Here is a 26,930-nt window from a genome sequence, read left to right as displayed (position 1 = left end):
TCCGTCAGTTCCGGGGCGGCGGCAGGCCGTCATAGAGGCCGCGCGGCGGCGGCGGCGGCGGAACGTACTGGTCGATGACCACCGCCCTTTGCTGCAACAGGATCTGGCGGGGGACGAGCGGGGTCGGGCCTACGGAATTGGCCCTGCACAGAGGGCACCGGGTGGTGTGCGTTCCCGGAACGTCGCGGCCTTCGCCGTCCCGCTGGCGGGTGTTGTAGATCGTCGTGTTGCAGGCCAGGCACAGATAATGCATCCCATTTCCGCAATTCAGGCGGATTTGGTTGGTGGTCGCGTCGCAGACGCTGCAGGCCATCGCGCTCCTCCCGACAAGGTTGCGCGAGGATGTTCGCGCCCGCCCAGGAGTGTAAATCCGCCTCGCGCAATCTGTCGGAGAATTCGCGCCGGTCAGGTGCGGCGCCGCGCCGCACCCCTGCGTCAACGCCGTATTAGCCGCGTCATGGGAATTTACCTGCGCGCCGGCCAAAGAATTGGAAACCGGCGGGACTATTTCGGTGTTATTGTCGCAGGCGATCGAAGCCGGAGGACGGCATGTCGGTACAAGGGTTCCATGACGGGCGTAGAACCGCGCCGGATCATGTGGTCGATAGCAGCTGCCTGATCGCGTCCTTGATCGCGGTCGCGGCGATCGTGGCCGGTCTGGCCTGGTTCACGGCGATGTACGCAGGCTGAGGCTTCTCGCCGACCTCATTGTGAATTTGTAGTCGGCGCGCTATATTGTGCGAGAACGGAATCTCGCATGTCTGCCGCAGCCCGCAAATCCGATGAAATCCAGGCCGCCGTCCTCGATGGGAACGGCGTGAGGGCGGCGTTGCAGGGGTTCTTCGGCATCATGGACCTCTGGGGCGTCGGCAACGACGAGGCCCGCGTCATCCTCGGCGCGCCGTCGCAGAGCACCTTCTTCGCCTGGCGGCGGGGCGACAACGCTCGGGCCCCGGCGGACACCCTGCGCCGCATCGGCTATGTGGCCGGCATCTTCAAGGCGCTTCAGATCGCCTACGCCGACGCTGGCCTGGCGGACGGCTGGATCAGGCGGCCCAACCGCTTCTTCGGCGGCCAGACGCCGCTGGGCCGCATGACGGCGGGCGACGTCACCGATCTGGCCGCGGTGCGGGCCTATCTCGACGCCGCGCGCGCGCCCTGGAGCTGAGGTCGGCGCCATGACGACGCGTCGCGTGCGTTGGCGGGGCGCCCGCCGCATCATCGCTTCGCGCTATCCGCCGATCGACCTGTTCGAGCGCGTCTCGGCCGACCCTTCGGTGTGGGAGGCGTTGATCGCCCTGGAGGCCCTGACCAATCCGCGCGTCCGCGACGAGACTGGGGTGATCGCGCTGGTGCCGCCGGAAGACCGCATCTTCGGGCCCGGCGCCAGCTACGTGATGTCGAGCTTCACCCACGTCAATCCGAAGGGGTCGCGCTTCGGCGACGGCCGCTTCGGGGTCTATTACGCGGCGGCCGACCTCAGGACCGCCCTGGCCGAGACCATCCATCATTTCGAGGCGTTCGCCCGCGACGCCGGCGACCCGCCACGCGCCGAGGACATGCGCGTCCTGGTCGGGGCGATCGACCACGACTTCGAGGATGTCGCGGCCCTGCCCGAGGCCGAGCGGACGGCGGTGCTCGACCCTGACGCCTATGGCGCGTCCCAGGCCTACGGCGCGCGGCTGCGCCAGCAGGGCGCGGCGGGCGTCGTCTATCCCAGCGTGCGCCTGGCCGGCGGATGGTGCGTCGGCGCCTTCAAGCCGACGGCGGTCCAGCCGCCGGTGCAGGAGCGGCATCTGCAGTACCGTTGGAACGGCGAGCGGGTGGACCGCTATTTCGACTACGCCGAGGACCGCTGGATCGGCTGGCCCGCCTGAAAAATGGTCGGGCCAAGGCTGGCGGCCCGCTTGCCACGCGGTCGGCTTGGTCCCCCTAATGGCCGGTCTGGAGAGGGGACGAAACCCATGAAGAAGTTGTTGGCCGCGGGCGCGGCCTTGATGATGACGTCGAGCGCGTCGGCCCAGCCGGCCCAGACGGTGCGCGCCGATCAGGCGGCCTTCCGCGACCTCTATCGCGAGCTGGTGGAGACCAACACCACCTATTCCCAAGGCGATTGCACCGCCGCCGCGACCAAGATGGCCGATCGCCTGAAGGCGGCCGGCTATCCCGAAGCCGACGTCAAGGTGTTCGTCGAGCCGAGCCACCCCAAGGAGGGCGGCCTCGTCGCCGTGCTGCATGGGACCGATCCCAAGGCCAAGGCGATCCTGCTGCTCGCCCACATCGACGTGGTCGAGGCCAAGCGCGAGGACTGGCGGCGCGACCCGTTCAAGCTGGTCGAGGAGAACGGCTATTTCTACGGGCGTGGGGCCAGCGACGACAAGGCTATGGCCTCGGTGTTCACCGACAGCCTGATCCGCTACCGCAAGGAAGGCTTCAAGCCCAAGCGCTCGATCAAGCTGGCCCTGACCTGCGGCGAGGAGACCACCAAGGCCTTCAACGGCGCCGACTATCTGGTCCAGAAGGAACGCGGCCTGATCGACGCCGAGTTCGCGCTGAACGAGGGCGCCGGCGGCCGTCTGGACGCCAACGGGAACCGCGTGGCGCTCGGCGTCCAGGCCGGCGAGAAGGTCTATCAGGACTTCACCCTGGAGACGACCAACCCCGGCGGCCACAGTTCGCGGCCGGTGAAGGACAACGCCATCTATCACCTCGCCGACGGCCTGGCGCGGCTGCGCGACTTCGACTTCCCGGTTCAGTTCAACGACGCCACCAAGCTTTACTTCACGCGGATGGCCGATCTCGAAGGCGGCGAGACCGGCGCTGCGATGAAGGCGCTGGTCGCCAACCCCCAGGACGCCAAGGCCGAGGCCATCGTGTCCAAGGACGCCAGCTGGCATTCGATGCTGCGGACCACCTGCGTGGCGACCATGCTCGACGGCGGTCACGCCCCCAACGCCCTGCCGCAACGGGCGCGGGCGAACGTCAACTGCCGCATCTTCCCCGGCGTCCCGGTCGAAGACGTGCGCCAGACCCTGGCCAAGGTGGTCGACGATCCCAAGATCAGCGTCTCGGTGGTCGAGCCGCAGAGCCCGACGCCGCCGGCGCCGGCCCTGACCAAGCAGATCCTCGGGCCGGTGGAGACCGTGTCGGCCAAGCTGTGGCCGGGCGTGCCGCTGATCCCGACGATGTCCACGGGGGCCACCGACGGGCGCTATCTGAACGCCGCGGGCATTCCGACTTACGGCCTGTCGGGCATGTTCGGCGATCCGGACGGCAACGGCGTCCACGGGCTCAATGAGCGTATCCGCGTGCGCTCGCTCCATGAAGGGCGCGACTTCCTCTACGAGGTGGTCAAGATCTACGCCAACGCCAAGTAGGCCCGGCGAGGTCCGGCGTCCCAGGATGGACGCCGGGCCCGCTCAGGCCAGGGTGTCGGGCGCCGGCGCCCGCTTCTGCGCGGTGGCGGCGCTGCCGGCAGAGGCCGCGACGATCAGGCCGACGGCCGCCCACTGCAGCAGGCTCAGGCGCTCGCCCAGGACCGCCAGGCCGACCAGCGCCGCCACGGCGGGGTCGAGGCTGAGCATCACGCCGAAGACCCGGGTGGGCATCCTGGTCAGGGCGACCATCTCCAACGAGAACGGCAGGGCGCTGGACAGTACGGCCACGCCCAGGGCCATGGGCAGCAGGCTTGGGTCGAGCAGCTTCGCGCCCGCCTCGGCCACGCCGAACGGCAGGACGATCGCGGTGGCCACCACCATGCCGAGCGCGGCGGCCCGGCCGCCATGCACGGCGTCGCCGGCCTTCTGGCCGAACAGGATGTAGAGCGCCCAGCAGACCCCCGCGCCGACGGCGAAGGCGGCTCCGACCATGTCCATGCCGTCGCTGGCGGCGCCGAACGGCAACAGCAGCGCCAGCCCCGCGATCGCCAGGACAATCCAGACGAAGTCCAGCGGCCGCCGCGACGCGCTGACCGCCAGGGCGAGCGGGCCGGTGAACTCCAGGGCCACGGCGACGCCGAGGGGGATGCGGGTCAGCGCGACATAGAACAACAGGTTCATCAGCCCGAGCGCCGCGCCGTAGAGCGCGATGTTGCGCAGGTCGCGCTTCGACAGGGGGCCGCCCCGCCAGGGCCGCCAGACCAGGGCCAGGACCAGGGCGGCCAGGGTCACCCGCAACGCCGTGACGCCCTGGGCGCCGACGGCGGGAAAGAGGCCCTTGGCCAGCGACGCGCCAACCTGGACCGACACGATGGCCGTCAGCAGCGACGCCGTGGGAAGCAGGTTGAGCGAGGACTTGGCGGGGGTATGCGACATGGGATTCCGATCGGGCGAGTTCTCCGCATAGCGCGGTCAGGTCCAGCCGGAAACAGCGGCGAGGTGGTCGGCGCGGCTGTGGCGCGAAAGCCATAGCGAGGCCTTGCTTTGCTGCATTGCAGCAAATTCATTTGAACTGGAATGGGTGAATGACTATTTCACCAACCTGTCGAGAACGGGGCAAGACGCGGTCGCGTTTTGCGGAATCCTGAGCAAGGTCCTCCGGGTCTCGGCCAAGAGCAAAGGAACGACCAATGTCGAACTACACTGTGTGGACCGAACGTCTTGGCGCCGCTGTGACGGCGCTGCTTCTGCTGGGCCTGCCGCTGGCGGCCATCGGGTTCGTCTCCCCGTCGATCTGATCGACCGGCGCCTCAGCGCCCGAAAACGTGGACGCCCGATCCTCCGGATCGGGCGTTTTGCGTTTCCGGCCTAGGCGGTTCGCTGGATGCGGTAGCCCGCCGGCGTCCGGGTCCGGGTCCAGCGCCGCTCAGGCCGCCGCCGGGTCGCGGTCTTGATGTGCTCGGGCGCCCTTTCGCTGGCGAACACCAGGCTCTGCCCGACCTCCATGGCCAGCAGCGCCACGGTGATCTCGCCGGGGGGGCGGCCCGCGCGGCTGCTCGCCGTCGATCGTCGACGCGGCGCGTCGGCCTTGCCTGTCGCCTGCCGCGCCGCCGCGCCTGTGAAGGCGGGGTCGTGGTCGGGCGGGGCGATGACGCCGGTGATGGCCTCGATCACGGTCAGGCCCGCCGCATAGCCGGGCGGCGCATAGGTCACGCGGCCGGCGGCCAGGGCCTCGTCGATGGCGCGGCGATCTTCGGGGGAGATCTTCATGCGGCCTCCTGGGCGGCTGCCTCGGCCCTCAGGTCGGACAGGGCGGTGTGAAGTGCGATGAACCGGCGTCGGCAATGCGCGGCGAAGGCGGGCTCGACCCGCTCGAAGGCCAGGGCCTGCGCCCGATGACGGACGCAAAGTCGGCGCGCCTCGATCGCCGTCAGGCGGCGGGCGCGTCCATAGGCGTGCTCGACGATGTCGCCGCCGTCGCAGCGATATTCGACCGGGGCGTATTGGGCGTGGCGCATGAGGCTCAGCCCGCCGTCGCGGCCAGTTCGGCGGCCGACCGACGCAGGGCCGCGGCCTCATCGCGGCGGGAGCCGGCGCAGGCCCGCTGAAGCTGGGCTTGCAGCCGGATCGTCCGCGCGCGGCCCGTGTCCCAGACCGTCGCGGTCCGGGCCGCCGCCCGTTCGAGCGCGTCGGCTTCCTGATCGGCCGACCGCGCCCACCGGTCACGCTCCTCGGCCTCTATCAATTGCCGCGCGGCCTGCCGCAGCGGATCGGCGCGCTCGGCCTGGGCCGCCTGCCAGAGGATTAGGTCGTTGACGAGGTCGTGCGCCCCGTCGTGCCGCGCCAGCCCAAGCGCCGTATCGGCGTCCGAGCTGTAGGACAGGGCCGCCGCGAGGCGTCGAAGGCGCCGATCGGGCGGCGGCGGGCGTCCCGCCGCGGCGAAGGCGTTCGCCACGGCGGCTTCGGTGAAATCATGAGGGGAGGGCAAGGGGGACTCCTTGGGCACCTCAAAATCGTAAAAAAGATACGATTTCCGGTCAATCGAAATCGTATTTAAAATACGACATCTCGGTGGGCCCATGAGGCGCCCGCCGAGATCGGCTTCGCGCCGCGCTCAGTTCAGATGGGGAATTCCAGACGGATGCGGGCCCCGGAATGGGCCGGGTCCGCGATCAGTTCGCCGCGTAGGCTCTTGGCCATGGCCGCGATGACCCGCCGCCCGAGGCCGGTGCCCTGGGCCTCGGCGAAGAAATCCATGCCGGGACCGTCGTCCTCGACTTCCAGCGCGGCCCGGCCGCCGGACAGCACCCGCAGCGCGACACGGACCTCGCCGTCGTCGTCGGGGGGGTAGGCGTACTTGCAGGCGTTGGTGACCAGCTCGGCCACGATCATGCCCAGCGACACCACCTTGTCGGTCGGCAGGCGCACCGGCGCGGCGGTCAGGCGTAGCGGACGCTGGCCCTTGCCGGTGGCGCAGGTGGCGCCGAGCTCGTCGATGAGCGCCTCGAGATACTCATGGACGTCGACGCTGAGCACGTCGTCGGACGTATAGAGCCGCCGGTGCACCTGCATGATCGCCGAAACGCGGTTCTGGATGCTTTTGAGCGCGTGCCGGGTCTCGTCGCCGCCCTGGGAGGCTTGCAGCGACACGAACGAGGACACCAGCTGCAGGCTGTTGGCGACGCGGTGGTTGACCTCGCGCAGCAGCATGGCCTGGCGCTCGATGGTGTCGCGCAGGGTCTGCTCGACGGCTTCCTTCTCGCGGCGCAGGCGCATCTGCTCCAGGGCCTGTTGGAAGGTGCTGTCGAGCAGGTCGAAGAACTCGTCGCCGACGGTCTTGACGACATAGTCGGCGGCGCCCGCCTTGAGGGCGGCCACGGCCACAGGGGTCTCTTCGGAGCCGCTGACATAGACCACCGGCGGCGGCGTCGGCAGGGCGTTGAGGCGCGCCAGCGTGGTCAGGCCGTCGAGGCCGGGCATGTAGTGGTCGACCGCGATGAGGTCGAAGCTCTCCCGCGAGGCCCGCTCCACCCCTTCGTCGCCGCCCGCCGCCAGTTCGACCAGATAGCCGCGCCGGTCCAGCGCGCGCTTGACCAGCCGCCGCAGCCCCTCGTCGTCGTCGATATAAAGGATACGCGGAAACGGTTGCGTCACACGTGGCTTCCGTTGTCGGGCACCTGGATGACCGACAGGAACAGGCCGAGCTGGAGGATGGCGCGCGAGAACGCCTCGTAGTCCACCGGCTTGGTGATGTAGACGTTGCAGCCCAGGTCGTAGCAGCGCTGGATCTCGGTCTTGTCGTCGGTGGTGGTCAGGACCACAACCGGCGTCCGCTTCAGGTCCGGCTCGGCCTTGATCTTGGCCAGGATTTCCGTGCCGCTCATGTCCGGCAGGTTGAGGTCGAGCAGGACCAGGGCCGGTCCGCGCAGGCGGCCGTTCTCGTCGCCCTCGAACAGGTATTCGAGCGCCGAGGAGCCGTCGAGGAAGTGCCTCAGGTCGTTCATGATGCCGGCGCGGCGGATGTTCTTCTCGATCAGGCGCGCGTGGCCTTCGTCATCCTCGATCATGACGATGGTGACAGGTTCGTGGTTCGTCAAAGCGATGACCCTTGATCGCCAGCCAACGTCGGCGGCAGAAAGAGGCGGAATATGGCGCCCCGGTCAAGCGCCGAGTCGCAGGCGATGACCCCGCCCAGGCGGTAGATCAGTGCACGGACGTGGGCCAGGCCGATGCCTTCGCCCGGTTGGTCCTGGGGGCCGCTGCGGCGGAAAAGCTCGAATATCCGCTGGTGGTCTTTCGGGTCGACGCCGCGGCCGTTGTCCTCGATCTCGTACACCAGGCGTCCGGGTTCGGCGTGGCCGCGCACGACGATGCGGCCGGGGCGGCCCGGCTTCAGGTATTTGAGCGCGTTCTCGATCAGGTTCGAGAACACCTGCTCCATGGCCAGCCGGTCGCTGACGATGGACGGCAGTTCGCCCTCGACCGTGATCTCCGCGCCGATCTCGTCGGCCCGATGCTTGAGCGTGTCGGCCACGCCCGCGACGATGGCGCCCATGGCCAGCCGCTCCGGCGTCAGGATGCGCCGGCCTTCCCGCGACAGGCGCAGGATGGCGTTGATCAGGCGGTCCATCTTCTGGGTCGACTTGCGGATGAAGGCGATGGCCTCGGGCAGGTCGACTTCGACCGCGGCGTGGGCGGCGGGCGTGGCCACCGGCGGGGAGGCAGCTTCCCCGGCGGCGATCATGTCCCGCAGCGGCGGCAGGGCCGCCTCGAGCTCGCTGGTGAAGCCCATGATGTTGACCAGGGGCGAGCGCAGGTCGTGGCTGACGATGTAGGCGAAGCGCTGGATCTCGTCGTTGGCGCGGGCCAGGTCGGCGGTGCGCTCGCGGACGATGTCCTCCAGGTTCTCGTTGAGGCGGCGAAGCTGATCGCGCGAGCGCGACAGGTCGCGCGTGTAGCGGACGATGACCACCACCGAGAAGGCGGCGGTGACGATCAGGATGACGCCGGCGGCGACGAGCACGCCGACCAGGGCCTGCACGGTGCGCGACTGCAGGGTATTGCGCTCCTCCAGCAGCCGCCGCTCGGCCTCGGCCATGTCGCGGGCGATGCGGCGGATCTCGGTCAGGGTCTCGATCGAGCCGTCCGTCCGGAACATTCTGATGCTGACCACCACGCCGCCGGCCCGGGTCGTCTCCAGGGAACGGTTGGTCAATTCGGTCTGGCGGCTGATCAGGGTCCGCAACTGCTCGACGCGGGCCTGTTCGGCCGGGTTGTCGTCGGTGAGGGCGGCGATCTGTTCTAGCTTGGGAAAGAGCGCGGCGTTGGTCGACACCGCCCGCTCGTAGAAGGCGTGGTCGTGCTTGAGCATATAGCCGCGGCGGGCGGTCTCGACCTGTTCGGCCAGGATGCGCAGTTCCGAAATGCGCAGCTCGACCTCGTAGGTGTGCCTTACCCAGTAGGTGTATTCGGCGTTTCGCTTGGCGACGTAGATCGCGGCGATCGCGGCGGCCAGAAGCGCGACGAAGCCGACCGCCACGGCGGCGACAGCCAGCCGGTTGAGCAACGAACGGGTATTCAACGACGCTCCTCTGGGCGGACGGCCTGCGCCGTACGCACTCTACGCCCGGCCGGCGAAAACGCGCCAGCGATGAAAGGGTTGCGGCGGGGCGGCGATTGTTTCGCGCCGGCGGCTCGCGTTAGCCTGGGCCGGGCGCATAGGACGCGGACGGTGAAGCCATGCGGTTCGAAACGGGTTCGTGGCAGGTCTGGGCGCTGGCCTCGGCGGCCTTCGCCGCCTTGACGGCGATCTTCGGCAAGGTCGGCGTCGCCGGCGTCGGCGCCGATTTCGCGACTTTCCTGCGCACGGTGGTCATCCTGGTGGTGCTGGGCGCGCTCCTGGCGGCCACCGGCGGCGGCCAGCCGTTGAACACGATCAGCGGCAAGAGCTACCTGTTCCTGGTGCTGTCCGGCCTGGCCACCGGCGCGTCTTGGCTGTGCTACTACCGCGCCCTGAAACTGGGCGAGGCGGCCAAGGTCGCGCCGATCGACAAGCTGAGCGTGGTGCTGGTCGCGGTGTTCGGCGCGGCGTTCCTGGGCGAGCGCCTGAGTTGGGCCAACTGGCTGGGGGTGGGCCTGATCGCCGGCGGCGCGATCCTGGTCGCCGTGCGGATCTGACCGCGTTTCAGTTCTTGCCCCAGACCGCCGCCAGCCGGGCGTCGCGTCCGCAGCCGAGGCGGTAGGCGTGATAATCCTCCGGGTGGCGCTTGGCGTAGTCGCGATGATAGGCCTCGGCCGGCCAGAACGGGCCGAGGGCCAGGACCGGCGTCAGCATGCGTCCCGTCTTCAGGCGCTTGGCCGCCTCGGCGCGGGAGGCCTCGGCGAGGCGCTTCTGCTCGGCTCCGTCGACGAACACCGCGGTGCGATAGGAGGGGCCGCGGTCGCAGAACTGTCCGCCGTCGTCCGTCGGGTCGACGAGGCGCCAGTAGCGCGAGAGCAGGTAGCCGTAATCTATCTTGCCGGCGTCGAAGGTGACCCGCACCGCCTCGTAGTGGCCGGTCTTCTCGGTCAGCACGTCGCGATAGCCGGGGCGGGCCATGGCGCCGCCGGTATAGCCGCTCTCGACCGAGATCACGCCGGGAATGGCCTTCATGTCGCTTTCCATGCACCAGAAGCAGCCGCCGGCGAACACGGCCTGCTCGGTCTTCGGTTTGGCCGGCGAGGCGGCCAGCAGCGGCGTCGCCAGGAAGGGCAGGGCGAGGAGGGCGGTCAGGGCCGTCAGCAACCAGCGACGCATGGAGATCTCCAGCGGAATTTCGTCCCTTGATCCCTTGCATATGTAGCGGTTCGCGATCGCTCGGCAAGCCGCCGCTAGCGCGACGGGGGATCGTTCGGGAACGCCTTCGCGTGCGACGCGAAAACTTGGCAATTTTCTGGCGAATTTGAGATTTCTCAAATTTATTCTGTCTTGCCCGCGCATGATGAGCTCGGCTTTGGGTGCTGGGCCAGTCGTAGTCGTGCGTATGGGGTTCGAATACTGATTTCATGCCAGATCGGCATGCGCATGACTGCGGCGACTCTCGCCTGGAACCTCTGATGTCCATCGCCAGCTCGCGGCGACGCTCGTCGCCCAAGGGGGTTCGCGTGCGCAAATCCGTCCAAGAAAACCTGGAGTCTGCTCCGGCGGCGACGATGGCTGCATCGGTCGTGCGGCGACCCATCGGCCTTTGGGGACTGTTCTGGACGATCGCGCTGATCGTCACCAGCATCCTCTATTTCAGTTATCGCATTCCCTTGTGGAACCCGGCGGCGCCGATCCTGTCCAGCATGCTGCTGGCGGCCGAGGCGTTCGGCATGGTGGGCCTGGGCCTGCACATGCTGATGACCTGGACCGTGGTCGAGCGCAGGGCCGCCGCGCCGCCGCCGGACATGGAGGCCGACATCCTGGTGACCACCTGGAACGAGCCGGTCGAACTGCTGAGGCAGACCTTGATCGCGGCGCGACGGGTCCGCCTGGCCCGGCAGGTCTGGCTGCTGGACGACGGCGCCCGGCCCGAGATGCGGGCCCTGGCCGAGGAGCTGGGCGTCCGCTACGTCGCGCGGGTGGAGCGCGACGACGCCAAGGCCGGCAACCTCAACAACGCCCTGCGCGTCTGCGACGCCCGCTTCATCGCCATCTTCGACTGCGACCACGTGCCCTCGACGGATTTCCTCGAGAAGACCCTGGGCTATTTCACCGACGACAAGGTGGCCTTCGTCCAGACGCCGCAGGACTTCTACAACCTGGATTCCATCCAGCACCGCCTGCGCAAGCGCGCGCACGAGGTCTGGCACGAGCAGTCGCTGTTCTATCGTGTGATCCAGCCGGGCAAGGACCGCTGGAACGCCGCCTTCTTCTGCGGGAGCTGCGCGGTGATGCGCCGCGAGGCGCTGGACGACGTCGGCGGCTTCGCCACCGGCACCATCACCGAGGACCTGCACACCTCCGTGCGCATGCACAAGCACGGCTGGCGTTCGGTCTTCCACAGCGAGCCTCTGGCCTTCGGCCTGTCGCCCTTCAGCATGAGCCAGTATGCAACCCAGCGTTTGCGCTGGGGTCGCGGCGCCATGCAGGTGTGGCGCAAGGAGCGCTTCATGCTGGGCGGCAAGATGAACCTGGCCCAATGGGCCTGTTATCTGGCCTCGACCATGACCTACTTCGAAGGCTGGCAGAAATTGAGCGTGTATCTGCTGCCGCCCCTGATTCTTCTGACCGGGTCACTGCCGCTCAAGGTCGCAGGCTGGACGTTTCTTCTGTACTTTATTCCCTGGATTTTTAGCGGCATCATGGTCTCCGAAGTGTTCGGGCGCGGGTATGCCAAAACCCTGTGGATGGAGGAGTACAACTTCCTGCGCTACTTCACCTTCATACGGGCGACCGTGGCTCTGCTGATCCCCGGCAAGCTGCAATTCCAGGTTACGTCCAAGCAGCGCGGGACAGGGCGGGCCATGCTGGCGCGGCTGGCGCCGCAACTGGCGATCATCGTCCTGACCGCTGGCTCGATCATCGCGGGGATCTACTTCTACCTCTATGCGCCCCGCCTGCCGGTGAGCGCGTTCTGGATCAGCCTCGCCTGGGCGGTCTTCAATCTGAGCCTGGCGGTGCGCGCCCTCGGCTTCGCCATCAGCCGCGAACAGCAACGCCGCGACATCTATCGGTTCCCGGTGCCGGTGCCGGTCGCGGTCAAGGCCGCGGACGGCAACCGCCTGTTCCTGGTCGCCGACAACCTCTCGACCTGCGGCCTGGGGCTGACGGCCCCCGCCGGCCTTCTGCCGGGCGACGTGATCGAGGGCGAGATGCTGCTGCCGCAGGGCGCCGCGCCGTTCTGGGGTCACGTCGTGCGCCATGTCGAAAGCGACGGCCGCGCCGTCATCGGGCTTCGCTTCGTGTGGAGCGATGTCAAGGCCCGCGACCGCCTCAGCGAGTTCCTCTACGGCAACCCGCTGCAATGGGATGTCAACGACTGGGCCGACGGCGGCCGGTCCATGCTGGCGCGGCTGATGCTGCGGTCGCGGCGGCCGGAGGAAGAGCGCGCGGATTGGCGCCCCGCCGTGCTGTCCAGCGCAGACGGCCAGGCCGTCGATTGCCTGGCGCGCCCCATGGGGCCCAAGGGCGACGACTGGCGGATCGTGTCGTATGATCGACCCCAGGCCGGAGCCGGCCTGAGGCTGGTCTCGTCGAACGGCGGTGATTCCGATCTCGTCATCGGCGACCTCGAACGGATGGATGCAGGTTCAGGGGAGGTGTTCATCATGAGGCTTAATCACGGACGGACGTTCTTTCAGCCGGCGATGCACAGTCGTCCGGCCTGGGCCCGCGGCCTGGTTCCATCGACCCGGCAATCCCGGGACGGCGTGCCTGCGAACGCGGGAGCCGCTGCATGATCCGGCGCTGCGGTCTCGCCCTCTTCATCATTCTTGGAGGGGGCGCCGCGGCGCAATCCTCCGCTTCGGCCGCTGAGCAGGGTGTTCTGTTCGGCGGCGGAACCATCGCCAGCGACTGGTCCGCCTATGGCGGCGTTCTTTATTCCTTGCCGGGGTCTTCCCTGGGGCACGGATGGGCGGTCCGCCCCACCGTCGCCGGCGGCGAGTACAAATACGTGACCGGCGGCCAGCGGGTGCGCGGCGAATATGTCGGGGGCAGCATCGCCCTGGTCTACCAGACCTCGGGCGACTGGGGCTGGAACAACCTGTCGATCGGCCCGCGCTATATGAACACCGATCTCAGTCCCAAGGATTTCGGCAACAAGCGTCGAGGCGGCCGTTGGGACGGCGTCGCCGGGATCGACGGCGCGCACCTGGCGGGACCCTGGCGCGTCGACTGGTACGGGGCCTATGGTTTCGACGCCCAGGATTATCAGGTCTCGCTCGACCTCACCCACGCGGTCGGCGACCGCTGGCGGATCGGCGGCCTGATCGGCGCGCAAGGCGACCAGACCTATGACCGGCAGATGTACGGCGCCCTTGCGGGCGTCCAGGTCGAGCCGGGCTTCGAGATCCAGTTCGGAGCGGGCGTGACCGATCAGAGCGACCGCGGAACCCAAGGGTACGGACAGATCGGCTTCAGCCGCACGTTCTGATCCTGGCCAGGAGGCTTAACGAGCGCGCCCTCGGCTGATCGCCGAGGGCGCTTTCCTGTCCCCCAACAGGAGGCGATCAAGCGCGCCGGTGAGGCGCTGCAGAGAGTCGCCGGAAGCTCGATGCGAATTTCTTCCTCGAATCCGCAGGGCGGCGCAATGTGGCGATTATGCGACAGCGCCGGAGCAAAGTTGTGGGCGGTGGGCGTCTTCCCTCTTGACAGTCGTCATGGCGAGGCGGGCCCGGACGCGCCATCATGGCCCTGGGACTGGAACACCGGTCCCTGTTCGAGCGTCTATTTCCGAGGCGGCCGGACGTTGGAGGCTGGGATGAGAACCAAGGTTTTCGAGATCGCGCGGCACACCGGCTGCTGGTCGGTGTACCATAACGACCATCTGTTCCGGGCGTGCGGCCGCAAGGGCGAGGCGATCCGTGTCGCCCTTGTCCTGGGGCGCACCCAACTTCGCATGGGCGACAAGGCCGAGGTGGTCCTGCGCGACGAGGCGGGCCAGCCCCAGGCTCGCAAGGTCTACGCTCCCGAAGGTTGAGGCGCTCAGGCCGCCTCGGTGCCCGAGCGGATGATCACGCGGCGGGCCTGGAACGGCGGAATGATGGCGGTGATGTGGGCGGCCCACACCAGCCTCTGGTCGGTCAGCGTCGGCCCGTTGAGCGATTCCAGATCGTAGCGCCCCGGCTTGCCGCCGCGCAGCAGGCGCTTCAACAGCACCAGGCCGTCCTCGGTCTCGACCACGACGACGTGGCCCAGCATGTCGGGGCTGGGTGGCGTGCGCTGGTCCTCGAAGTAGATCAGCGCGCCGTCGTCGGCCCAGCCTCGCATCGAGTGGCCGGCGACCTCCAGGGCCACGGCGTCGGGCGTGCCGCCGGGCGGAATGGGGGCCTGGTCCCCGGTCTCCTGGCCGGTGGTGAACAGGATCGTGCCGTCCGGATTGGCGCCCACCTTGCCGATAACCCGCGCCAGCGGCGTCGCCGGGGTCTTCATGGCGCCTGAGCCTTCGTACAGCCATTCGGTGCGCACGCCGTAGGCCTGGGCGTATTCCTTGGCCTTCTTGAAGGAGAAGGGCGCATTGCCGTTCTCGTTCGAGATATAGGTGTTGCGGTTCCAGCCGAACGCCTGGGCGGCGTCGGTGGCGCTGGAGAAGCCGCGATCCTCGCGCGCTCTCTGCAGGCGTTGGTGTCGTTCCATCGTATCCAGCCTACGAACAGGCGTCGTATATGTCATACGATTTCGCTTGTCGAGTTTTCGTATAATTTATACGATAAGCCGTCGCCTGAACACGTTTCACCGTGTCGTTAGGCGACCCGGCCGCAGCGCAAGGAAAGGATGTCTGAGCCATGACCGAGAGCACGGAGCGCCTGCACGCGGCGGCCAGGGCCTATGCCGAGGCCCGCCGCGCGGCGGAGCAGGGCGTCGGCGAGCCGGATGCCGGCGCGGAGGCGGTCCTCGACGCCTGGCGGGCGGCGACGGCCGAACTGGCGTCGGCGGCGCGGGCCTATGCGGGGCCCGGCGCCGGCGCGAGGCGTTGAGGCGGAAGTCGATCACCATGGCGCGGAGACAGGCATGACGGCTTGCCGTTCGATCGAAGACCCGGATTTCTCGGCGGTCGCCGTCGGGCCGCTGACCCTGCCTCGACAAGCCCTGCGACGCCTGTCGCGCAGCGCGTTGTCAGAGCTGGAGTTCGCGCTGCTCGCCGCCAACGATGAAGCTCCGACCTGCGCCGCCGCCGGTCGCGCCCTGTTGCGGCGGATCGAGGAGAGGCATGGCGTGGTCGAGCGCCATCGCGTCGCGGCCCGCGCTCCGGCGGGAGCGGTCGTCGGCGCCTTTGTTCCGCTGAGCGGCGCCGCGGAGGCGCGCGCCCGGCTGGAGCGGCGGCGCGCCATGCTGGCCAAGGGCGCGCCCGTCCGGACGCGGTCGGCGGACCCCGCCGCCCTGACGAGGGAGGAGCTCAAGCGAGCGGAGCGCGCCACGCGCCGCGGCGACCTGGACGGCCGCAAGCTGGCGGCGGCGGAGATGCAGCGGATCGAGGCCGAGCGGGATCGGCGCGCCGAGGCGTCTCGCCGCGAGCGCGACCAGACGGAGACCCTGGCGCTGGAGGCTTTGCGCGGCGAGCGGGTCGAGGTCGAGACGGTCGCCAGGGCAGGGGCCGCCGGGGGCGAGCCGGCGGGGCAAGGTACGCGCCGCCTGCGGATATCGACCCGCGACGGGCTTGAGATGTTGTCCCGGAGCGGCGGGATCGGCCGTCGACTATATCTGGCGGGCCTGCGCTACCGCGAGGATTTCGAGGCCTTGGACCCGGAGCGGGGCTTGACGCCGCCGTCGTGGGACATGGCGCGGCTGGCCGGCGCCGGCCGGACGAGCGCCGCCGACCGGGCGGGACGAGGCGGCGGCGACGGCTGGGCGAGGCGTCGCGCCCAGGCCGCCGAGCGCGTGGCTGGGACCGAGCGCGCCGTGCAGCATGTCGATCCGAGCTATGTCGGCGGGGCGGGGGTCGGGCCGGTCGACAAGATCGGGCGCGGGGTGCTGGCGCTGCGCGAGGTGGCGGGCAAGGGGCGTTGTGTTCGCCATTTCGTCAGCGGCGGGACCAGCCGGGCGCGATGGACCGACGCCCTCGTCGCGGCGCTCGAGGTCGTCGCCAGCCGCTACGGCCTTTGAGTCCCGTCGAGGGCTCGCCGGTCAGGCCGCCGCCGGGGGCGAGGCCTTGCGGGCCGCCCGCGCGCAGACGTTCGCTTCGATGATGGCTCGCTCCAGAGTGGCCTTGAGCCGCTCGACGTTGGAGACCTCGGGCGGGCCGCCTATCTTGTCGAGGGCGATCCGATAATCCATCAACTCTTCAACCAACTCGTCAAAGAAATCCAAGGCGAGGCCCCCTAGTGCTCGCAACGCACGCTACTCGACACCTACAGACGCCGGCGGATCGGAAATCCGGAGCTGCTTAACCATAGCATTCCATCAATTTCCTGAATTCGCCAAGTGTCGATTGTATGGCGGCGCGATGCGCGCCCAGGGGGAAACTCCGGGGCGCGTCAACGCCCCGGAGCGGCGGCGGCGGGCGGGGCGGCGGTCTTGTAGCGCTCGAACCAGGCCAGGATCGCGCTGGCCTTGGCGGCCGATTGCGAGGGCCGGTTGGCGAGGCCGCCGTGCGAGGCTCCCGGCACCTTGACCAGGGCGGTCGGCACGCCGCGCAGCTGCAAGGCCTGATAATATTGTTCGGACTCGCTGACCGGCGTGCGGTAGTCCTCCTCGCCGACCACCACCAGGGTGGGCGTCGTCACCGCCCCGACCAGCGACAGGGGCGAGCGCGCCCAATAGGCCTGCGGGTCCTCCCAGGGCATCTTGCCGAACCAATACTTGGCCATGAAGGTGTAGCCGTCGGTGGTCAGCACCTGGCTGGCCCAGTCGATCACCGGCTTCTGGGCGGCCGCGGCGCGGAAGCGGTTGGTCTTGCCGACGATCCATGCGGTCAGGGCGCCGCCGCCCGATCCTCCGGTGACATAGAGGCGGTCGGGATCGACGAAGCCCTTGGCGATGGCCGCGTCGACCACGCTCATCAGATCGTCGTAGTCATGGCTGGGATAGTTGCGGTCGATCTCGTTGGCGAAGGCTTCGCCATAGGAGGTCGAGCCGCGAGGATTGGCGTAGACCACCACATAGCCCGCCGCCGCATAGAGCTGGTTGTCGCTCGCGAACATCGGCCCGTAGCTGGCGAAGGGGCCGCCGTGGATTTCGAGGATCAGCGGGTATTTGCGCGACGGATCGAAGCCGGGCGGCGTGACGATCCAGGCGTCGATCGGCTTCTTGTCGAACGACGAGACCGTCGGCAGCGGCTGAACCTTGGCCAGGGTCTTGCCGGCGAACAGGTCGTCGTTGAGGCGGGTGAGGCGGGTGACCTCGCGGCCGCGCGCTACGGCCAGGTCCGGCGGCTGGTCCGGCGCGCCCTGGGTGAAGGCGACGGCCCCCGATTTCGACACCGAGAACTCGCCGCCGCTGTAGGGGCGGTCGAGTCCGCCGCCGGCCAGGCCCTCGGCGACCGTCTCGATCTTGCCGTCCAGGCTGACGCGGGCGACCTTGGTCGCGCCCTTGTCGGCGTAGGAGATGTAGATGCTGCGGCCGTCGGCGGACCAGCGCGGATCCTCGACGCTGCGGTCGAGGGCGGCGGTGAGCACGCGGGCGCCGCCGCCGTCGCGGTCCATGACGTAGAGCCGCCGGTTCTCGTAACCGCGATAGTGGTCGTCGAAGCCGACATAGGCGATCTTGCCGCCGTCGGGCGACACCGCCGGGGAGCCGTCCGGGCCCTTTCGATGGGTCAGCGCGGTCACCGCGCCGTCGGCGACCGACACGCTGTAGATTTCGCTTTCCTGCGGGTCGCGCTCGGCGTCGGCCACGCGATTGCCGGAGAACAGGATGGCGCGGCCGTCGGCGCTCCAGGACAGCGGGCCCTCGTCGTCATAGGCGCCGAAGGTGAGCTGGCGGGGGGCGCCGCCGTCGGCGGAGACGACGAAGACGTGGTTGCGGCCCGGCTTGAGATAGCCCTCGCCGTCGGCGCGGTAGATCACCTTGCTGATGACCTTCAGGGGGTCGGCCCACTTCGCGCCCTCCGGCTTGGCCGGCGCCGAGCCGAGCTTTTCGCCCTCGGCCGGGGTCTGCATGGTGAAGGCGATGCTGCGGCCGTCCGGCGACCAGGCGATGGAGGCCGGGGCGGATTCCAGCGTCGCGACGCGGGCGGTCTGGCCGCTGGCCATCCAGCGGACGAAGATCTGGGGCGAGGCGCCCGGCGCGGCTGCGACATAGGCCAGGCGCGCGCCGTCCGGGGACCAGCGCGGCGCGAAGCTGGAGCCTTCGTCGCCGGTCACCGGCGTCTGGGCGCCGGTCTTGAGGTCGATCGTCCAGATGGCGCGTCGGGCGCGGTCGGTCATGATGTCGTTGGTCACCCGCACATAGGCGACCACGGCGCCGTCGGGACGGATCTCGGGCTGGCTGGCGTAGCGCAGGCCGAACAGGTCGCGGCCCTCGAACAGCCGGGGCGGCGCGTCCGTCGCCTGGCTGGAGGCGGCTTGGCCCGGCGCCGCGCAGGTCAACGCCACGGCGGCGACCGAGAAAAGCAAGAACTGACGCATACTGAGCGATCCCCCGCAACGCCATTCCAGGATCGGTCCCGGTTTTGGCGACAAAGGATCAGATTAGGCGGCCGGCGTGGGATGTCCAGTCGGCCGCCGGGGCGGCGTTCAGAACGGGCCGTGCTTGCCGATGCTTTCCCATTGGCCTTCTTCGGCCTTGTGGAAATACTGCGAGGCGACGAGCCAGGCCTTCACCGGCCGCAGGGCGCCCAGGCAGCCGAACAGCAACAGCGGGAATGTCGTCACCAGGTGGACCCAGATCGGCGGGTGCAGCACCAGCTCCATCCACAGGAACACCGCCGTGACCAGCACGGCCACGCCGCTCATCACGAAGAAGGCCGGGCCGTCGGCGGGGTCGGCGAAGCTCAGGTCCAGGCCGCATCGATCGCATTGCTTGGCCAGCGTCAGGAAGCCGTCGAACAGGCGCCCCTCGCCACAGCGCGGGCACTTGCAACGCAGGCCGGAGACGATCGGCGGCGGCGGGTTGTAGAGGTCGTGGTCCATATGAGGATGCCTACATACAATCTGCATGCTATTGCATACAATATTTTGTATTGTATGTATTTGACATGGAGATGGCAAGCATGGGCGACGGGGGCGGCGACGCGTGGCTGCGGCGGTTCGAGGGCGAGCCCGGGCCGCTGTACATGCGGCTGCTGGCCGCCCTGGAGCGCGCCATCGGCGAGGGGGAGTTGCAGCCGGGCGACCAGCTGCCGTCCCAGCGCGCGGCGGCCCAGCGGCTGGGGGTCGACTTCACCACGGTCACGCGCGCCTACGCCCTGGCCCGGGCCCGCGGCCTGATCGAGGGCGCCGTCGGGCGCGGCACCTTCGTCAAGGGCCGGAGCGAGGACGAGGCCGGCCTGATCGACCTCAGCATGAACCTGCCGCCGCAGCCGCTCGGCGTGCCGTTGGCCCGGCGCCTGGAGGAGACCACCCGCGCGATCCTGTCGCGAACGGACGTGGCGACCTTGATGGCCTACCATCCCGGCCCGGGCTCGATGGCGCAGAGGCGGGCGGGCGCGGCGTGGATGGCGCCGTGCCTGGGCGAGGTTTCGGTCGACCGCGTGCTGGCGTGCAGCGGCGCGCAGACGGCCCTGGCCGCCCTGCTGACCCTGTTGGCGCCGCCCGGCGGGACCATCGTTTGCGAGGCCCTGACCTATCCCGGGTTGCTGAGCGTGGCCCGACATCTGGGGGTGCGGGTGGTCGGTTGCGAAGTCGACGGGGAGGGCCTGGCGCCGGACGCCCTGGCGCGACTGTGCGCCGAGGCGGCGCCGGCGGCGATCTATTGCGTGCCGACCATGCAGAACCCCGCCGCCGTGACCATGGGGATCGAGCGCCGACGGCGCATCGTCGAGATCGCCGCCGCCGCCGGCGCGCCGATCATCGAGGACGACGCCTATGGCCGCCTGCCGTCGACGCCTTCGCCGGCCCTGGCCAGTCTCGGCGTGGGGACGGTGTTCCATCTCAGCACCTTGTCGAAGTGCCTGACGCCGGGCCTGCGCGTCGCCTTCGTCGCGGCGCCCGACGCGGCCTGGGCCGACCGGTTGGCCGGCGCCCTGCGGGCGGTGTCGATGATGGCCTCGCCGCTGACCGCCGCCGTCGCCACCGCCTGGATCAGGGAAGGCGTCGCCGACGAGGTGCTGAGCGGGCTGCGCGCGGAGGCGCGGGCGCGTCGGGCCCTGGCGCGGGAAATCCTGCCGCAGGCGCGGGGCGACGACGAGGCCATCCATGTGTGGCTGCCGCTGCCCGAGCGCTGGGACCCGGCCCGGCTTCGCGACCTCGCCCGTCGGCGCGGCCTCGCCCTGGTCGGCGCCGAGGCCTTCGCGGCCGGGGTCTCGCCCAACGGCGTGCGCATCGCCCTGGGCGCGCCGGCCAAGCGGCAGGTGCTGGCCCAGGCCCTGACCGCCGTCGCCGCCATCCTGGCCGAAGGCCCTGGCGCGGCCGATGTCGTGGTCTGAACAACGCCTCAAATGAAGGCGATGGAAAGGGCTGGCGCTCGCCTGGCGCGGTGGCCAACATGCCGCCCCTCGGCGGAGTCGCCGTGGCGATAGGGAGCGGCCGATGATGACGCCTGGGGTGAACGACGCGGGGCCGGGTCGATGAGTTCGCATGTTCTGACCGCCGAGGCCTTGCGCCTCATCGCCTTCTGCATCTTCGCCGAGGTGTCGCGCGAGCTGTTGTTCAAGGTCGCCGCCGACTCCGCCCAGGACAGCGACAACTACGCGCTGGCCGTGGCGCTGAAGCCGGCGGTCTGGCTCGGCATCGTCCTCTGGGCCGTCGAGGTGGTGGCCTGGGTGGTGCTGTTGCAGAAGGTGCCGCTGAGCATCGCCTTCCCGCTGGTCAACCTGAACTACGCCGGCGTGCCGATCGCCAGCGCCCTGTTCCTCAAGGAGCGGCTGCGGCCCAAGCAGATGCTGGGCGCCGCCCTGGTGGCGGTCGGCGTGTTCTGCATCGGCCTGGCGGGGATTTGACCATGGACGGAAAGACCAATCCCCCCCGCACGTTCCGCCAGAAATGGGCGGCGCCGTTGCTGTGGATCGCCCTGCCGGCGCTGAGCGTGGGCTATCAGGTGGCCGCCAAGCATGTGGCCTTGGCCCTGACCGGCGTGCCCGTGGGCGTCGACTGGGTGCTGAAGGCCCTGCGCCTGCCCTGGGGCCAGGCGATGGTGGGGCTCGAGCTGATGAACTTCGCCGTCTGGATGGTGGTGCTGGCCGAGATCAAGCTCAGCTCGGCCTTTTCGATTTCGGCGCTCAGCTATGTTATGGTGATCCTGGCGAGCTGGACGGTGTTCCATGAGCCCGTCGGCATGCTGGAGATCTTCGGCAGCGCAGCCATTGTCGGGGGCGTGCTGCTGATCGGCGGCGAGTCGAAGTCCGAAACCCCGTCGAAATGATGTCGGAGTCGCGTATGGCCGATCCTGAAACCCTGGCGGCGGAAGTCACCCGCCCCCGCCGGACCAAGGACCGGTTCCTGTTCCGCTACAGCTACTGGGACGCCATTCCGGCTGCGCTGGTGTTCATCCAGCTCGGCCTGATGCTGGCCTTTTTCATCGCTTGGCCGCAGCTGTCCTGGCCGGCCCGCATCGGCTGCGCCTGCCTCTACGCCGCCTCCATCGGCTGGAACCTGGATTCGGTCTCGCACAACTTCATCCACAACCCGTTCTTCAAGTCGCGGCTCTTGAACCGGATCACCGAGTTCGCCCTGACGCTGGAGCTCGGCGTGCCGCAGACCATGTACAAGTACGTGCACATGCGGCACCACGCCGGCAATTCCGACCGCAAGGCGGCGGACGGCACGACCATCGACCCGATCTCGCTCTACCGCTACGGCGCCGACGGCAAGGCCGAGCCGATGCTGTCCTATGTGTTCATGCAGTTCTGGCGCGACGACGACCCGTTCACCGTGGCGCGGCTGATCCGCGCCAAGCGGCCGGACGAGGCCCGGCGGGCGATGACCGAGTTCTGGGTGATGGTGGCGGTCTATGCGGTGCTGGCGCTGATCAACTGGAAGTTCGTGCTGCTGCTGGCGCCGTTCTACTACCTGGGCCAGTGCATCTCGTTCCTGATCGCCTATTACGAACACCTGGGCGCCGAGCCGGACGTGCCGGTGGCCACCGGCGTTTCGACCTATGAGCCGGTCTACAACTGGGTCTTCCTCAACAACGGCTATCACGCCGAGCACCACCACCGGCCCAAGTGGCACTGGTCGCAGATGAAGGCCCTGCGCGAGGAGACCCGCGAAGAGCAGAAGGCGGCGGGCGTGCGGACCATCGGCCCCGCGCACTTCCTGGGCTTCCTGGACCCGTCGACCTGGAAGGTGCCGACGGCGCGGGCGGCCAGGACGGCCGAGAAGGCCTGAGCCGGCTGCTAGAAAATCGGGACGCGGCCCCGATTGGCGATCGGGCGCGGCCTCCCATATGAGCGGCATGACCGCGCTTTCCGTTCTCGACCTTTCGCCGATCGTCCAGGGCGGCGACGCCGCGCTCGCCTTCCGCAACACGCTCGATCTCGCCCGCAGCGCCGAGCGCCTGGGCTATCGCCGCTATTGGCTGGCCGAGCACCACAACATGCCCGGCGTGGCCAGCGCCGCCACGGCGGTGGTCATCGGCCATGTCGCCGCCGGCACTTCGACCATCCGGGTCGGGGCGGGCGGGATCATGCTGCCCAATCACGCGCCGCTGGTGATCGCCGAGCAGTTCGGCACCCTGGCCTCGCTGTTCCCCGGCCGCATCGACCTCGGCCTCGGCCGGGCTCCGGGCACGGACCAGATGACGGCCCGCGCCCTGCGGCGGAATCTCGCCGGCGGCGACGCCGACGCCTTCCCCCAGGACGTCATGGAGGTGATGGCCTATTTCCGCGAGGCCCAGCCGGGACAGAGGCTGCGGGCCGTGCCCGGGGCGGGCCTGGACGTGCCGATCTGGATCCTGGGCTCCAGCCTCTATGGGGCCCAGCTCGCCGGCGCCCTCGGCTTGCCCTACGCCTTCGCCTCGCATTTCGCCCCGGCGATGATGACCCAGGCCATCGAGGTCTATCGCAGCCGTTTCCGGCCCTCCGAGCAGCTGGACCGGCCGCATGTCATGCTGGGCTTCAACGTGTTCGCGGCCGAGACCGATGAGGAGGCCCGTTTCCTGTCGACCTCGCTGATGCAGGCGTTCGTCAACCTGCGCAGCGGCGATCCCACGCCGTTGCCGCCGCCGCAGGAAGGCTACGAGAGCCGCCTGACGGCCGAGCAGCGGGCGACGCTGGAGCAGGTGCTGTCATGCTCGGCCATCGGGTCGCCGCACACGGTGCGCGACGCCCTGGCGTCCTTCGTCGCCCGCACCGGCGCCGACGAGATCATGGTCACCTCGCAGATCTTCGATCACGCCGCCCGGTTGCGGTCGTTCGAGATCGCGGCGGAGGTCCACGCCGAGCTGGCCCAGATCGCCGCGCCGGCCTGAGGTCCGCCTATTCGCCCAGGAGGTGCAGCGCGATCTCCCGGCGCTGCGGCCGCCGGCGGTGCTCGAACAGATAGACGCCCTGCCAGGTCCCCAAGGCCAGCCGTCCCGCCGCCAGCGGTATCGACAGATGCGTCTGGGTGAGGGCGGCGCGGATGTGGGCCGGCATGTCGTCGGGGCCCTCGTCCTCATGGACGTAGAGGTGCGGGCCTTCCGGGGCCAGGCGCTCGAAGAAGGCCTCGAGGTCGGAGCGGACGTCGGGGTCGGCGTTTTCCTGGATCAGCAGCGACGCCGAGGTGTGGCGGCAGAAGGCGGTGAGCAGGCCCTGGCCCATGCCCTGGTCGGCGGCCCAGCCGGCGATGTCGTCGGTGATCTCGACCAGTCCGCGGCCCGGCGTCGCGATGCTGAGGCTGTGGCTGGCTTGGCGCATGGCTGGCTGTCCTGAGGGGCCGGCCGGGCGACGGCCTCGGCCCATTAGGCGCCCGCCGGCCTCGCCGAGGCAAGGGGCGGGCGAGGCTCGATGATTACAGCATATTAATCTGCAATCTAAAGATGAATGTTGCGCCGCAGCGCCGCGCATGCAGAGTTCCCGCCGCGTAAACAGTACAGGATCAGGCGGATGCGGCGTTCATGGGCGGCTTGGTCTTGTTTCCTGCTGTTGTCGGCTTGCGCGAGCGTCAGCACCGAGCCCAGCGGCGGCCTCGGCGCCTATGGCCCCTCGGGCGGGCTCGCCGACGGCAAGGGCCTGCGCGCCAAGGGCAAGCTGTGGGTCGACCATGACGCGCTGATGGCCGCGCGGACCTTGCGGATACAGCCGATCGAGCTGTCCGCCGAGGCGGCGGCGGCGATCACTCCGGAACAACGTGAGATCGTGCGGAGCGCCGTCGGGCGGTCTCTGTGCAAGCAGTTGGGCAAGCGGTTCGAGATCGCTCCCGCCGACGCGCCGGCCGACCTGGCGGTGCACGTGGTGGTCTCCAAGCTCGGCCTCACCGATCCACGCGCGTCGGCGACCTCGATGGTCGTCGGCGTGGTCTCGCCGATCCGCGTGCCCGTGGGCCTGGGCAGCCTGACGGTCGAGGGCGAGGCGCGCGACATGGACGGCAAGCAGAAGGCGGTGCTGGTCTGGGCGCGCGGCGCCGACGTCTTCACCACCGGGGCGAGGGTCTCGTCGGTGGGCGACGCCTATCAGATGGCGGGCGCCTTCAGCGACGACTTCGCCAGGCTGTTGTCGCGGGGCGAGGACCCGTTTCGACGCCGCCGTCTTCGCGAACACGACGGCCGGCCGGATCGCAAGCCGGTCGAGGGCGAATGCGACGCCTACGGCCATGCTCCCGGCGTGCGGGGCGCCCTGGTCGATCGGCTGGGGCTTCCGCCGGAGTGGGCCGACCGGAAGGCCAATCCCTGAGGCGCGCCGGCGGGTCGCCTTCCGCCTGATCCCGACAACGGCGCGCGGGGCCTCTTGCCATCTTCGGCCGCGTGGCGCCCTAATCCTTCGAACGGCCGTTTGAAGCCGAGCTGGAGGATGACGCGATGGACGACGCCTTTGATGTGCAGGCGGCGGCGAGGGCCAGGGCCTATTCGTTGCCTCTAGACCAGATCAACGTCGCGGACCCGGAACTTTTCCGGACCGACTCCATGTGGCCCTATTTCGAGCGGCTGCGCAAAGAGGCGCCGGTCCACCTGCAGACCGAGCACGAGTTCGGGCCCTACTGGTCGGTGACCCGGTACAACGACATCATGGCCGTCGACACCAATCCGGCGGTGTTCTCCTCGGAGCGGGCGATCACCATCGCCGACCCGGAGGACGACTTCCAGCTGCCTATGTTCATCGCCATGGACCCGCCCAAGCACGACGCCCAGCGCAAGGTGGTCAGCCCGGTCGTCGCGGGGCCAAACCTCGCCGCGCTGGAGCCGATCATCCGGGAGCGGGCTGGGGCCATTCTCGACAGCCTGCCCGTCGGCGAGGAGATCGACTGGGTGGACAAGGTCTCGATCGAACTGACGACCATGACCCTGGCGACCCTGTTCGACTTTCCGTGGGAAGACAGACGCAAGCTGACACGGTGGTCCGACGTGGCGACCGCCAGTCCCGAGAGCGGCATCGTCGAGTCCGACGACCAGCGCCGGGCCGAGCTCTATGAGTGCGTCGACTATTTCACCCGGCTTTGGAACGAGCGCGTCAACGCGCCGCCGCGCGGCGACCTGATCTCGATGCTGGCCCATGGCGAGTCCACGCGGAACATGGACCGCATGGAGTATCTGGGTAATCTCGTCCTGCTGATCGTCGGCGGCAACGACACCACGCGCAACACCATCACCGGCAGCGTCCTGGCCCTGAACCAGAACCCCGACCAGTACGCCTTGCTGACGGCGAACCACGACCTGATCCCCAACATGGTCTCCGAGACCATCCGCTGGCAGACCCCGCTGGCGCATATGCGCCGCACGGCGACCCAGGATACGGAGCTGGGCGGCAAGACCATCCGCAAGGGCGACAAGGTCATCATGTGGTACGTCTCGGGCAACCGCGACGAGGAGGTGATCGAGGACCCGAACCGTTACTGGATCGAGCGTCCGCGCGTGCGCCAGCACCTGTCGTTCGGCTTCGGCATCCACCGCTGCGTCGGCAACCGACTGGCCGAGCTGCAGCTCAAGATCATCTGGGAAGAGATCCTCAAGCGGTTCAAGTCGATCGAGGTGCTGGGCGAGCCGCGCCGGGTCTATTCCAGCTTCGTCAAGGGATACGAAACTCTGCCGGTCCGCATCCACGCCTGACGCCGGCTAGGCGCGCCGCTCCTCGGCGAGGGCGGCGTGGGTCGGCCGGAAAACGCCGATCAGGGTCTGGGCGCCGCCCCGGCGCAGCGAAAGCGACCAGCGCTCGAACACCAGGTCGTAGCTCTCGATCCTCAGGCCCGAAACCAGGGAGACGATGGCCCGTTCGCCGCTGACCGGGGCCGCGAACGCCATGCCCAGGTCGCCGTTGCGAAGCCGCAGCAGGGCCCCGGTCCGGAAGGTCCGCCGGGCGGGGGCGGCCAGCACCGGCTTTTGCGCGTCGAGCCCGGGAGCGAACACCAGCTCGTCCTCGACCGTCGCGAAGGGGCCGGCCAGGGCCGCCATCGGCGCGGCCTCGACGTCGAGCAGCTCAGGGCGCGAGGCGCCCAGCGTCAGCGCCAGCTGATGCTCGCCTTCCATCACGTCGGTGGCGAAGCAAAGGATCGGGCGCAGGCCTTCGGCGGCGATGAACCAGCGGCCGGGCCGCAGGGCGGATCGCTCCAGGACGCGCGGGAAGCCTTCGAAGGAAACGGCCATGACGACTGCATCCTGCGCCGATTCCCGTCCGCGCGGCGATCCGCCCCCGGCGAAGTTAC

Annotated in this window: 31 protein-coding genes; 16 read left to right on the top strand and 15 right to left on the bottom strand. The window is 69.2% G+C overall.

Annotated features, from left to right (window positions below):
* Positions 1-4: 4 nt before the first annotated feature.
* Positions 5-253 (bottom strand): hypothetical protein, encoded by a 249-nt coding sequence (locus C5708_RS18475; protein WP_242923390.1) that lies wholly within the window; start codon positions 251-253, stop codon positions 5-7.
* 504 nt (positions 254-757) lie between these two features.
* On the opposite strand from C5708_RS18475, the gene C5708_RS18470 reads away from it, so the two are divergent.
* The 3 genes from C5708_RS18470 to C5708_RS18460 all read left to right on the top strand — a co-directional run bounded on the left by C5708_RS18470 (position 758) and on the right by C5708_RS18460 (position 3,377).
* Positions 758-1,168 carry an MbcA/ParS/Xre antitoxin family protein gene (locus C5708_RS18470; RefSeq protein ID WP_242923389.1) on the top strand — a complete coding sequence of 137 codons (411 nt, stop codon included), beginning with the start codon at positions 758-760 and terminating at the stop codon, positions 1,166-1,168.
* Positions 1,169-1,178: 10 nt separating this feature from the next.
* Positions 1,179-1,877, top strand: coding sequence for an RES family NAD+ phosphorylase (locus C5708_RS18465; protein ID WP_242923388.1), 699 nt, complete (start codon positions 1,179-1,181; stop codon positions 1,875-1,877).
* A gap of 87 nt (positions 1,878-1,964) precedes the next feature.
* Complete coding sequence (locus C5708_RS18460) at positions 1,965-3,377, top strand: M20/M25/M40 family metallo-hydrolase (RefSeq protein ID WP_242923387.1); 1,413 nt, start codon at positions 1,965-1,967, stop codon at positions 3,375-3,377.
* Between the two features lie 42 nt (positions 3,378-3,419).
* Here the strand turns inward: C5708_RS18460 and C5708_RS18455 are convergent, their stop codons facing one another.
* From C5708_RS18455 to C5708_RS18425, 7 genes are all read right to left on the bottom strand, one after another.
* A complete protein-coding gene (locus C5708_RS18455) occupies positions 3,420-4,313 on the bottom strand; it encodes a DMT family transporter (RefSeq protein ID WP_242923385.1) in 894 nt (297 codons plus the stop codon).
* Between the two features lie 432 nt (positions 4,314-4,745).
* Positions 4,746-5,147 carry a hypothetical protein gene (locus tag C5708_RS18450; RefSeq protein WP_242923383.1) on the bottom strand — a complete coding sequence of 134 codons (402 nt, stop codon included), beginning with the start codon at positions 5,145-5,147 and terminating at the stop codon, positions 4,746-4,748.
* Positions 5,144-5,395 carry a hypothetical protein gene (locus C5708_RS18445; RefSeq protein WP_242923381.1) on the bottom strand — a complete coding sequence of 84 codons (252 nt, stop codon included), beginning with the start codon at positions 5,393-5,395 and terminating at the stop codon, positions 5,144-5,146. The genes C5708_RS18450 and C5708_RS18445 overlap by 4 nt, the downstream gene beginning before the upstream one ends.
* 5 nt (positions 5,396-5,400) lie before the next feature.
* Complete coding sequence (locus tag C5708_RS18440; RefSeq protein WP_242923379.1) at positions 5,401-5,958, bottom strand: hypothetical protein; 558 nt, start codon at positions 5,956-5,958, stop codon at positions 5,401-5,403.
* Between the two features lie 38 nt (positions 5,959-5,996).
* Entirely contained in the window at positions 5,997-7,031 is a 1,035-nt protein-coding gene (locus tag C5708_RS18435; protein WP_242923378.1) for a response regulator, read from the bottom strand.
* Complete coding sequence (locus C5708_RS18430; RefSeq protein ID WP_278254057.1) at positions 7,028-7,444, bottom strand: response regulator; 417 nt, start codon at positions 7,442-7,444, stop codon at positions 7,028-7,030. Before C5708_RS18430 ends, C5708_RS18435 begins: the two co-directional genes overlap by 4 nt.
* A gap of 26 nt (positions 7,445-7,470) precedes the next feature.
* A complete protein-coding gene (locus tag C5708_RS18425) occupies positions 7,471-8,958 on the bottom strand; it encodes a sensor histidine kinase (RefSeq protein WP_242923376.1) in 1,488 nt (495 codons plus the stop codon).
* Between the two features lie 158 nt (positions 8,959-9,116).
* On the opposite strand from C5708_RS18425, the gene C5708_RS18420 reads away from it, so the two are divergent.
* Entirely contained in the window at positions 9,117-9,554 is a 438-nt protein-coding gene (locus tag C5708_RS18420; RefSeq protein WP_242923375.1) for an EamA family transporter, read from the top strand.
* A gap of 7 nt (positions 9,555-9,561) precedes the next feature.
* Here the strand turns inward: C5708_RS18420 and msrA are convergent, their stop codons facing one another.
* Positions 9,562-10,173, bottom strand: coding sequence for a peptide-methionine (S)-S-oxide reductase MsrA (msrA, locus tag C5708_RS18415; RefSeq protein ID WP_242923374.1), 612 nt, complete (start codon positions 10,171-10,173; stop codon positions 9,562-9,564).
* Positions 10,174-10,568: 395 nt separating this feature from the next.
* On the opposite strand from msrA, the gene C5708_RS18410 reads away from it, so the two are divergent.
* The 3 genes from C5708_RS18410 (at position 10,569) to C5708_RS18400 (ending at position 14,041) form a co-directional block, all read left to right on the top strand.
* Positions 10,569-12,800 carry a glycosyltransferase gene (locus C5708_RS18410; protein WP_242923373.1) on the top strand — a complete coding sequence of 744 codons (2,232 nt, stop codon included), beginning with the start codon at positions 10,569-10,571 and terminating at the stop codon, positions 12,798-12,800.
* Positions 12,797-13,495 (top strand): cellulose biosynthesis protein BcsS, encoded by a 699-nt coding sequence (bcsS, locus tag C5708_RS18405; protein WP_347567032.1) that lies wholly within the window; start codon positions 12,797-12,799, stop codon positions 13,493-13,495. Before C5708_RS18410 ends, bcsS begins: the two co-directional genes overlap by 4 nt.
* 327 nt (positions 13,496-13,822) lie before the next feature.
* The gene (locus C5708_RS18400) at positions 13,823-14,041 is read left to right on the top strand and encodes a hypothetical protein (protein WP_242923369.1); all 219 of its coding nucleotides are present in this window, start codon (positions 13,823-13,825) and stop codon (positions 14,039-14,041) included.
* A gap of 5 nt (positions 14,042-14,046) precedes the next feature.
* Here the strand turns inward: C5708_RS18400 and C5708_RS18395 are convergent, their stop codons facing one another.
* On the bottom strand, positions 14,047-14,697 hold the full coding sequence (locus C5708_RS18395) for a S24 family peptidase (protein ID WP_242923367.1): 651 nt from the start codon (positions 14,695-14,697) through the stop codon (positions 14,047-14,049).
* Between the two features lie 149 nt (positions 14,698-14,846).
* On the opposite strand from C5708_RS18395, the gene C5708_RS18390 reads away from it, so the two are divergent.
* Together C5708_RS18390 and C5708_RS18385 are read left to right on the top strand one after the other, a co-directional pair.
* A complete protein-coding gene (locus C5708_RS18390; RefSeq protein WP_242923365.1) occupies positions 14,847-15,038 on the top strand; it encodes a hypothetical protein in 192 nt (63 codons plus the stop codon).
* 34 nt (positions 15,039-15,072) lie between these two features.
* Positions 15,073-16,164, top strand: coding sequence for a hypothetical protein (locus C5708_RS18385; protein WP_242923363.1), 1,092 nt, complete (start codon positions 15,073-15,075; stop codon positions 16,162-16,164).
* 21 nt (positions 16,165-16,185) lie between these two features.
* Here the strand turns inward: C5708_RS18385 and C5708_RS18380 are convergent, their stop codons facing one another.
* The 3 genes from C5708_RS18380 to C5708_RS18370 form a co-directional block, all read right to left on the bottom strand.
* The gene (locus C5708_RS18380) at positions 16,186-16,335 is read right to left on the bottom strand and encodes a hypothetical protein (protein ID WP_242923362.1); all 150 of its coding nucleotides are present in this window, start codon (positions 16,333-16,335) and stop codon (positions 16,186-16,188) included.
* A 200-nt stretch (positions 16,336-16,535) separates the two neighbouring features.
* Positions 16,536-18,626, bottom strand: coding sequence for a S9 family peptidase (locus tag C5708_RS18375; RefSeq protein WP_242923360.1), 2,091 nt, complete (start codon positions 18,624-18,626; stop codon positions 16,536-16,538).
* A 108-nt stretch (positions 18,627-18,734) separates the two neighbouring features.
* Positions 18,735-19,130 carry a DUF983 domain-containing protein gene (locus C5708_RS18370; protein ID WP_242923358.1) on the bottom strand — a complete coding sequence of 132 codons (396 nt, stop codon included), beginning with the start codon at positions 19,128-19,130 and terminating at the stop codon, positions 18,735-18,737.
* 80 nt (positions 19,131-19,210) lie between these two features.
* Here C5708_RS18370 and C5708_RS18365 point away from each other — a divergent pair, with 80 nt between their 5' ends.
* From C5708_RS18365 to C5708_RS18345, 5 genes are all read left to right on the top strand, one after another.
* On the top strand, positions 19,211-20,584 hold the full coding sequence (locus C5708_RS18365; protein WP_242923356.1) for a PLP-dependent aminotransferase family protein: 1,374 nt from the start codon (positions 19,211-19,213) through the stop codon (positions 20,582-20,584).
* 141 nt (positions 20,585-20,725) lie between these two features.
* Positions 20,726-21,097, top strand: a complete 372-nt coding sequence (locus tag C5708_RS18360; protein ID WP_242923354.1) for an EamA family transporter — start codon at positions 20,726-20,728, stop codon at positions 21,095-21,097.
* A 2-nt stretch (positions 21,098-21,099) separates the two neighbouring features.
* A complete protein-coding gene (locus C5708_RS18355) occupies positions 21,100-21,519 on the top strand; it encodes a hypothetical protein (protein ID WP_242923352.1) in 420 nt (139 codons plus the stop codon).
* A gap of 14 nt (positions 21,520-21,533) precedes the next feature.
* Entirely contained in the window at positions 21,534-22,484 is a 951-nt protein-coding gene (locus C5708_RS18350) for a fatty acid desaturase (RefSeq protein ID WP_242923350.1), read from the top strand.
* Between the two features lie 67 nt (positions 22,485-22,551).
* On the top strand, positions 22,552-23,565 hold the full coding sequence (locus C5708_RS18345) for an LLM class flavin-dependent oxidoreductase (RefSeq protein WP_242923349.1): 1,014 nt from the start codon (positions 22,552-22,554) through the stop codon (positions 23,563-23,565).
* A gap of 7 nt (positions 23,566-23,572) precedes the next feature.
* Here C5708_RS18345 and C5708_RS18340 read toward each other — a convergent pair whose 3' ends face one another.
* Positions 23,573-23,992, bottom strand: coding sequence for a secondary thiamine-phosphate synthase enzyme YjbQ (locus C5708_RS18340; RefSeq protein WP_242923348.1), 420 nt, complete (start codon positions 23,990-23,992; stop codon positions 23,573-23,575).
* Positions 23,993-24,181: 189 nt separating this feature from the next.
* Here C5708_RS18340 and C5708_RS18335 point away from each other — a divergent pair, with 189 nt between their 5' ends.
* On the top strand, positions 24,182-24,967 hold the full coding sequence (locus tag C5708_RS18335; RefSeq protein ID WP_242923347.1) for a DUF3313 family protein: 786 nt from the start codon (positions 24,182-24,184) through the stop codon (positions 24,965-24,967).
* Between the two features lie 125 nt (positions 24,968-25,092).
* Complete coding sequence (locus C5708_RS18330; RefSeq protein WP_242923346.1) at positions 25,093-26,337, top strand: cytochrome P450; 1,245 nt, start codon at positions 25,093-25,095, stop codon at positions 26,335-26,337.
* Positions 26,338-26,343: 6 nt separating this feature from the next.
* Here C5708_RS18330 and C5708_RS18325 read toward each other — a convergent pair whose 3' ends face one another.
* Positions 26,344-26,871, bottom strand: a complete 528-nt coding sequence (locus tag C5708_RS18325) for a hypothetical protein (protein WP_242923345.1) — start codon at positions 26,869-26,871, stop codon at positions 26,344-26,346.
* Positions 26,872-26,930 lie beyond the last annotated feature (59 nt).

The organism is Caulobacter sp. CCUG 60055, assembly GCF_022750545.1.
Taxonomy (GTDB): domain Bacteria; phylum Pseudomonadota; class Alphaproteobacteria; order Caulobacterales; family Caulobacteraceae; genus PUIC01.
Note: the sequence above shows the minus strand (reverse complement) of the source record. Positions and strands in the feature narration are given on the sequence as shown.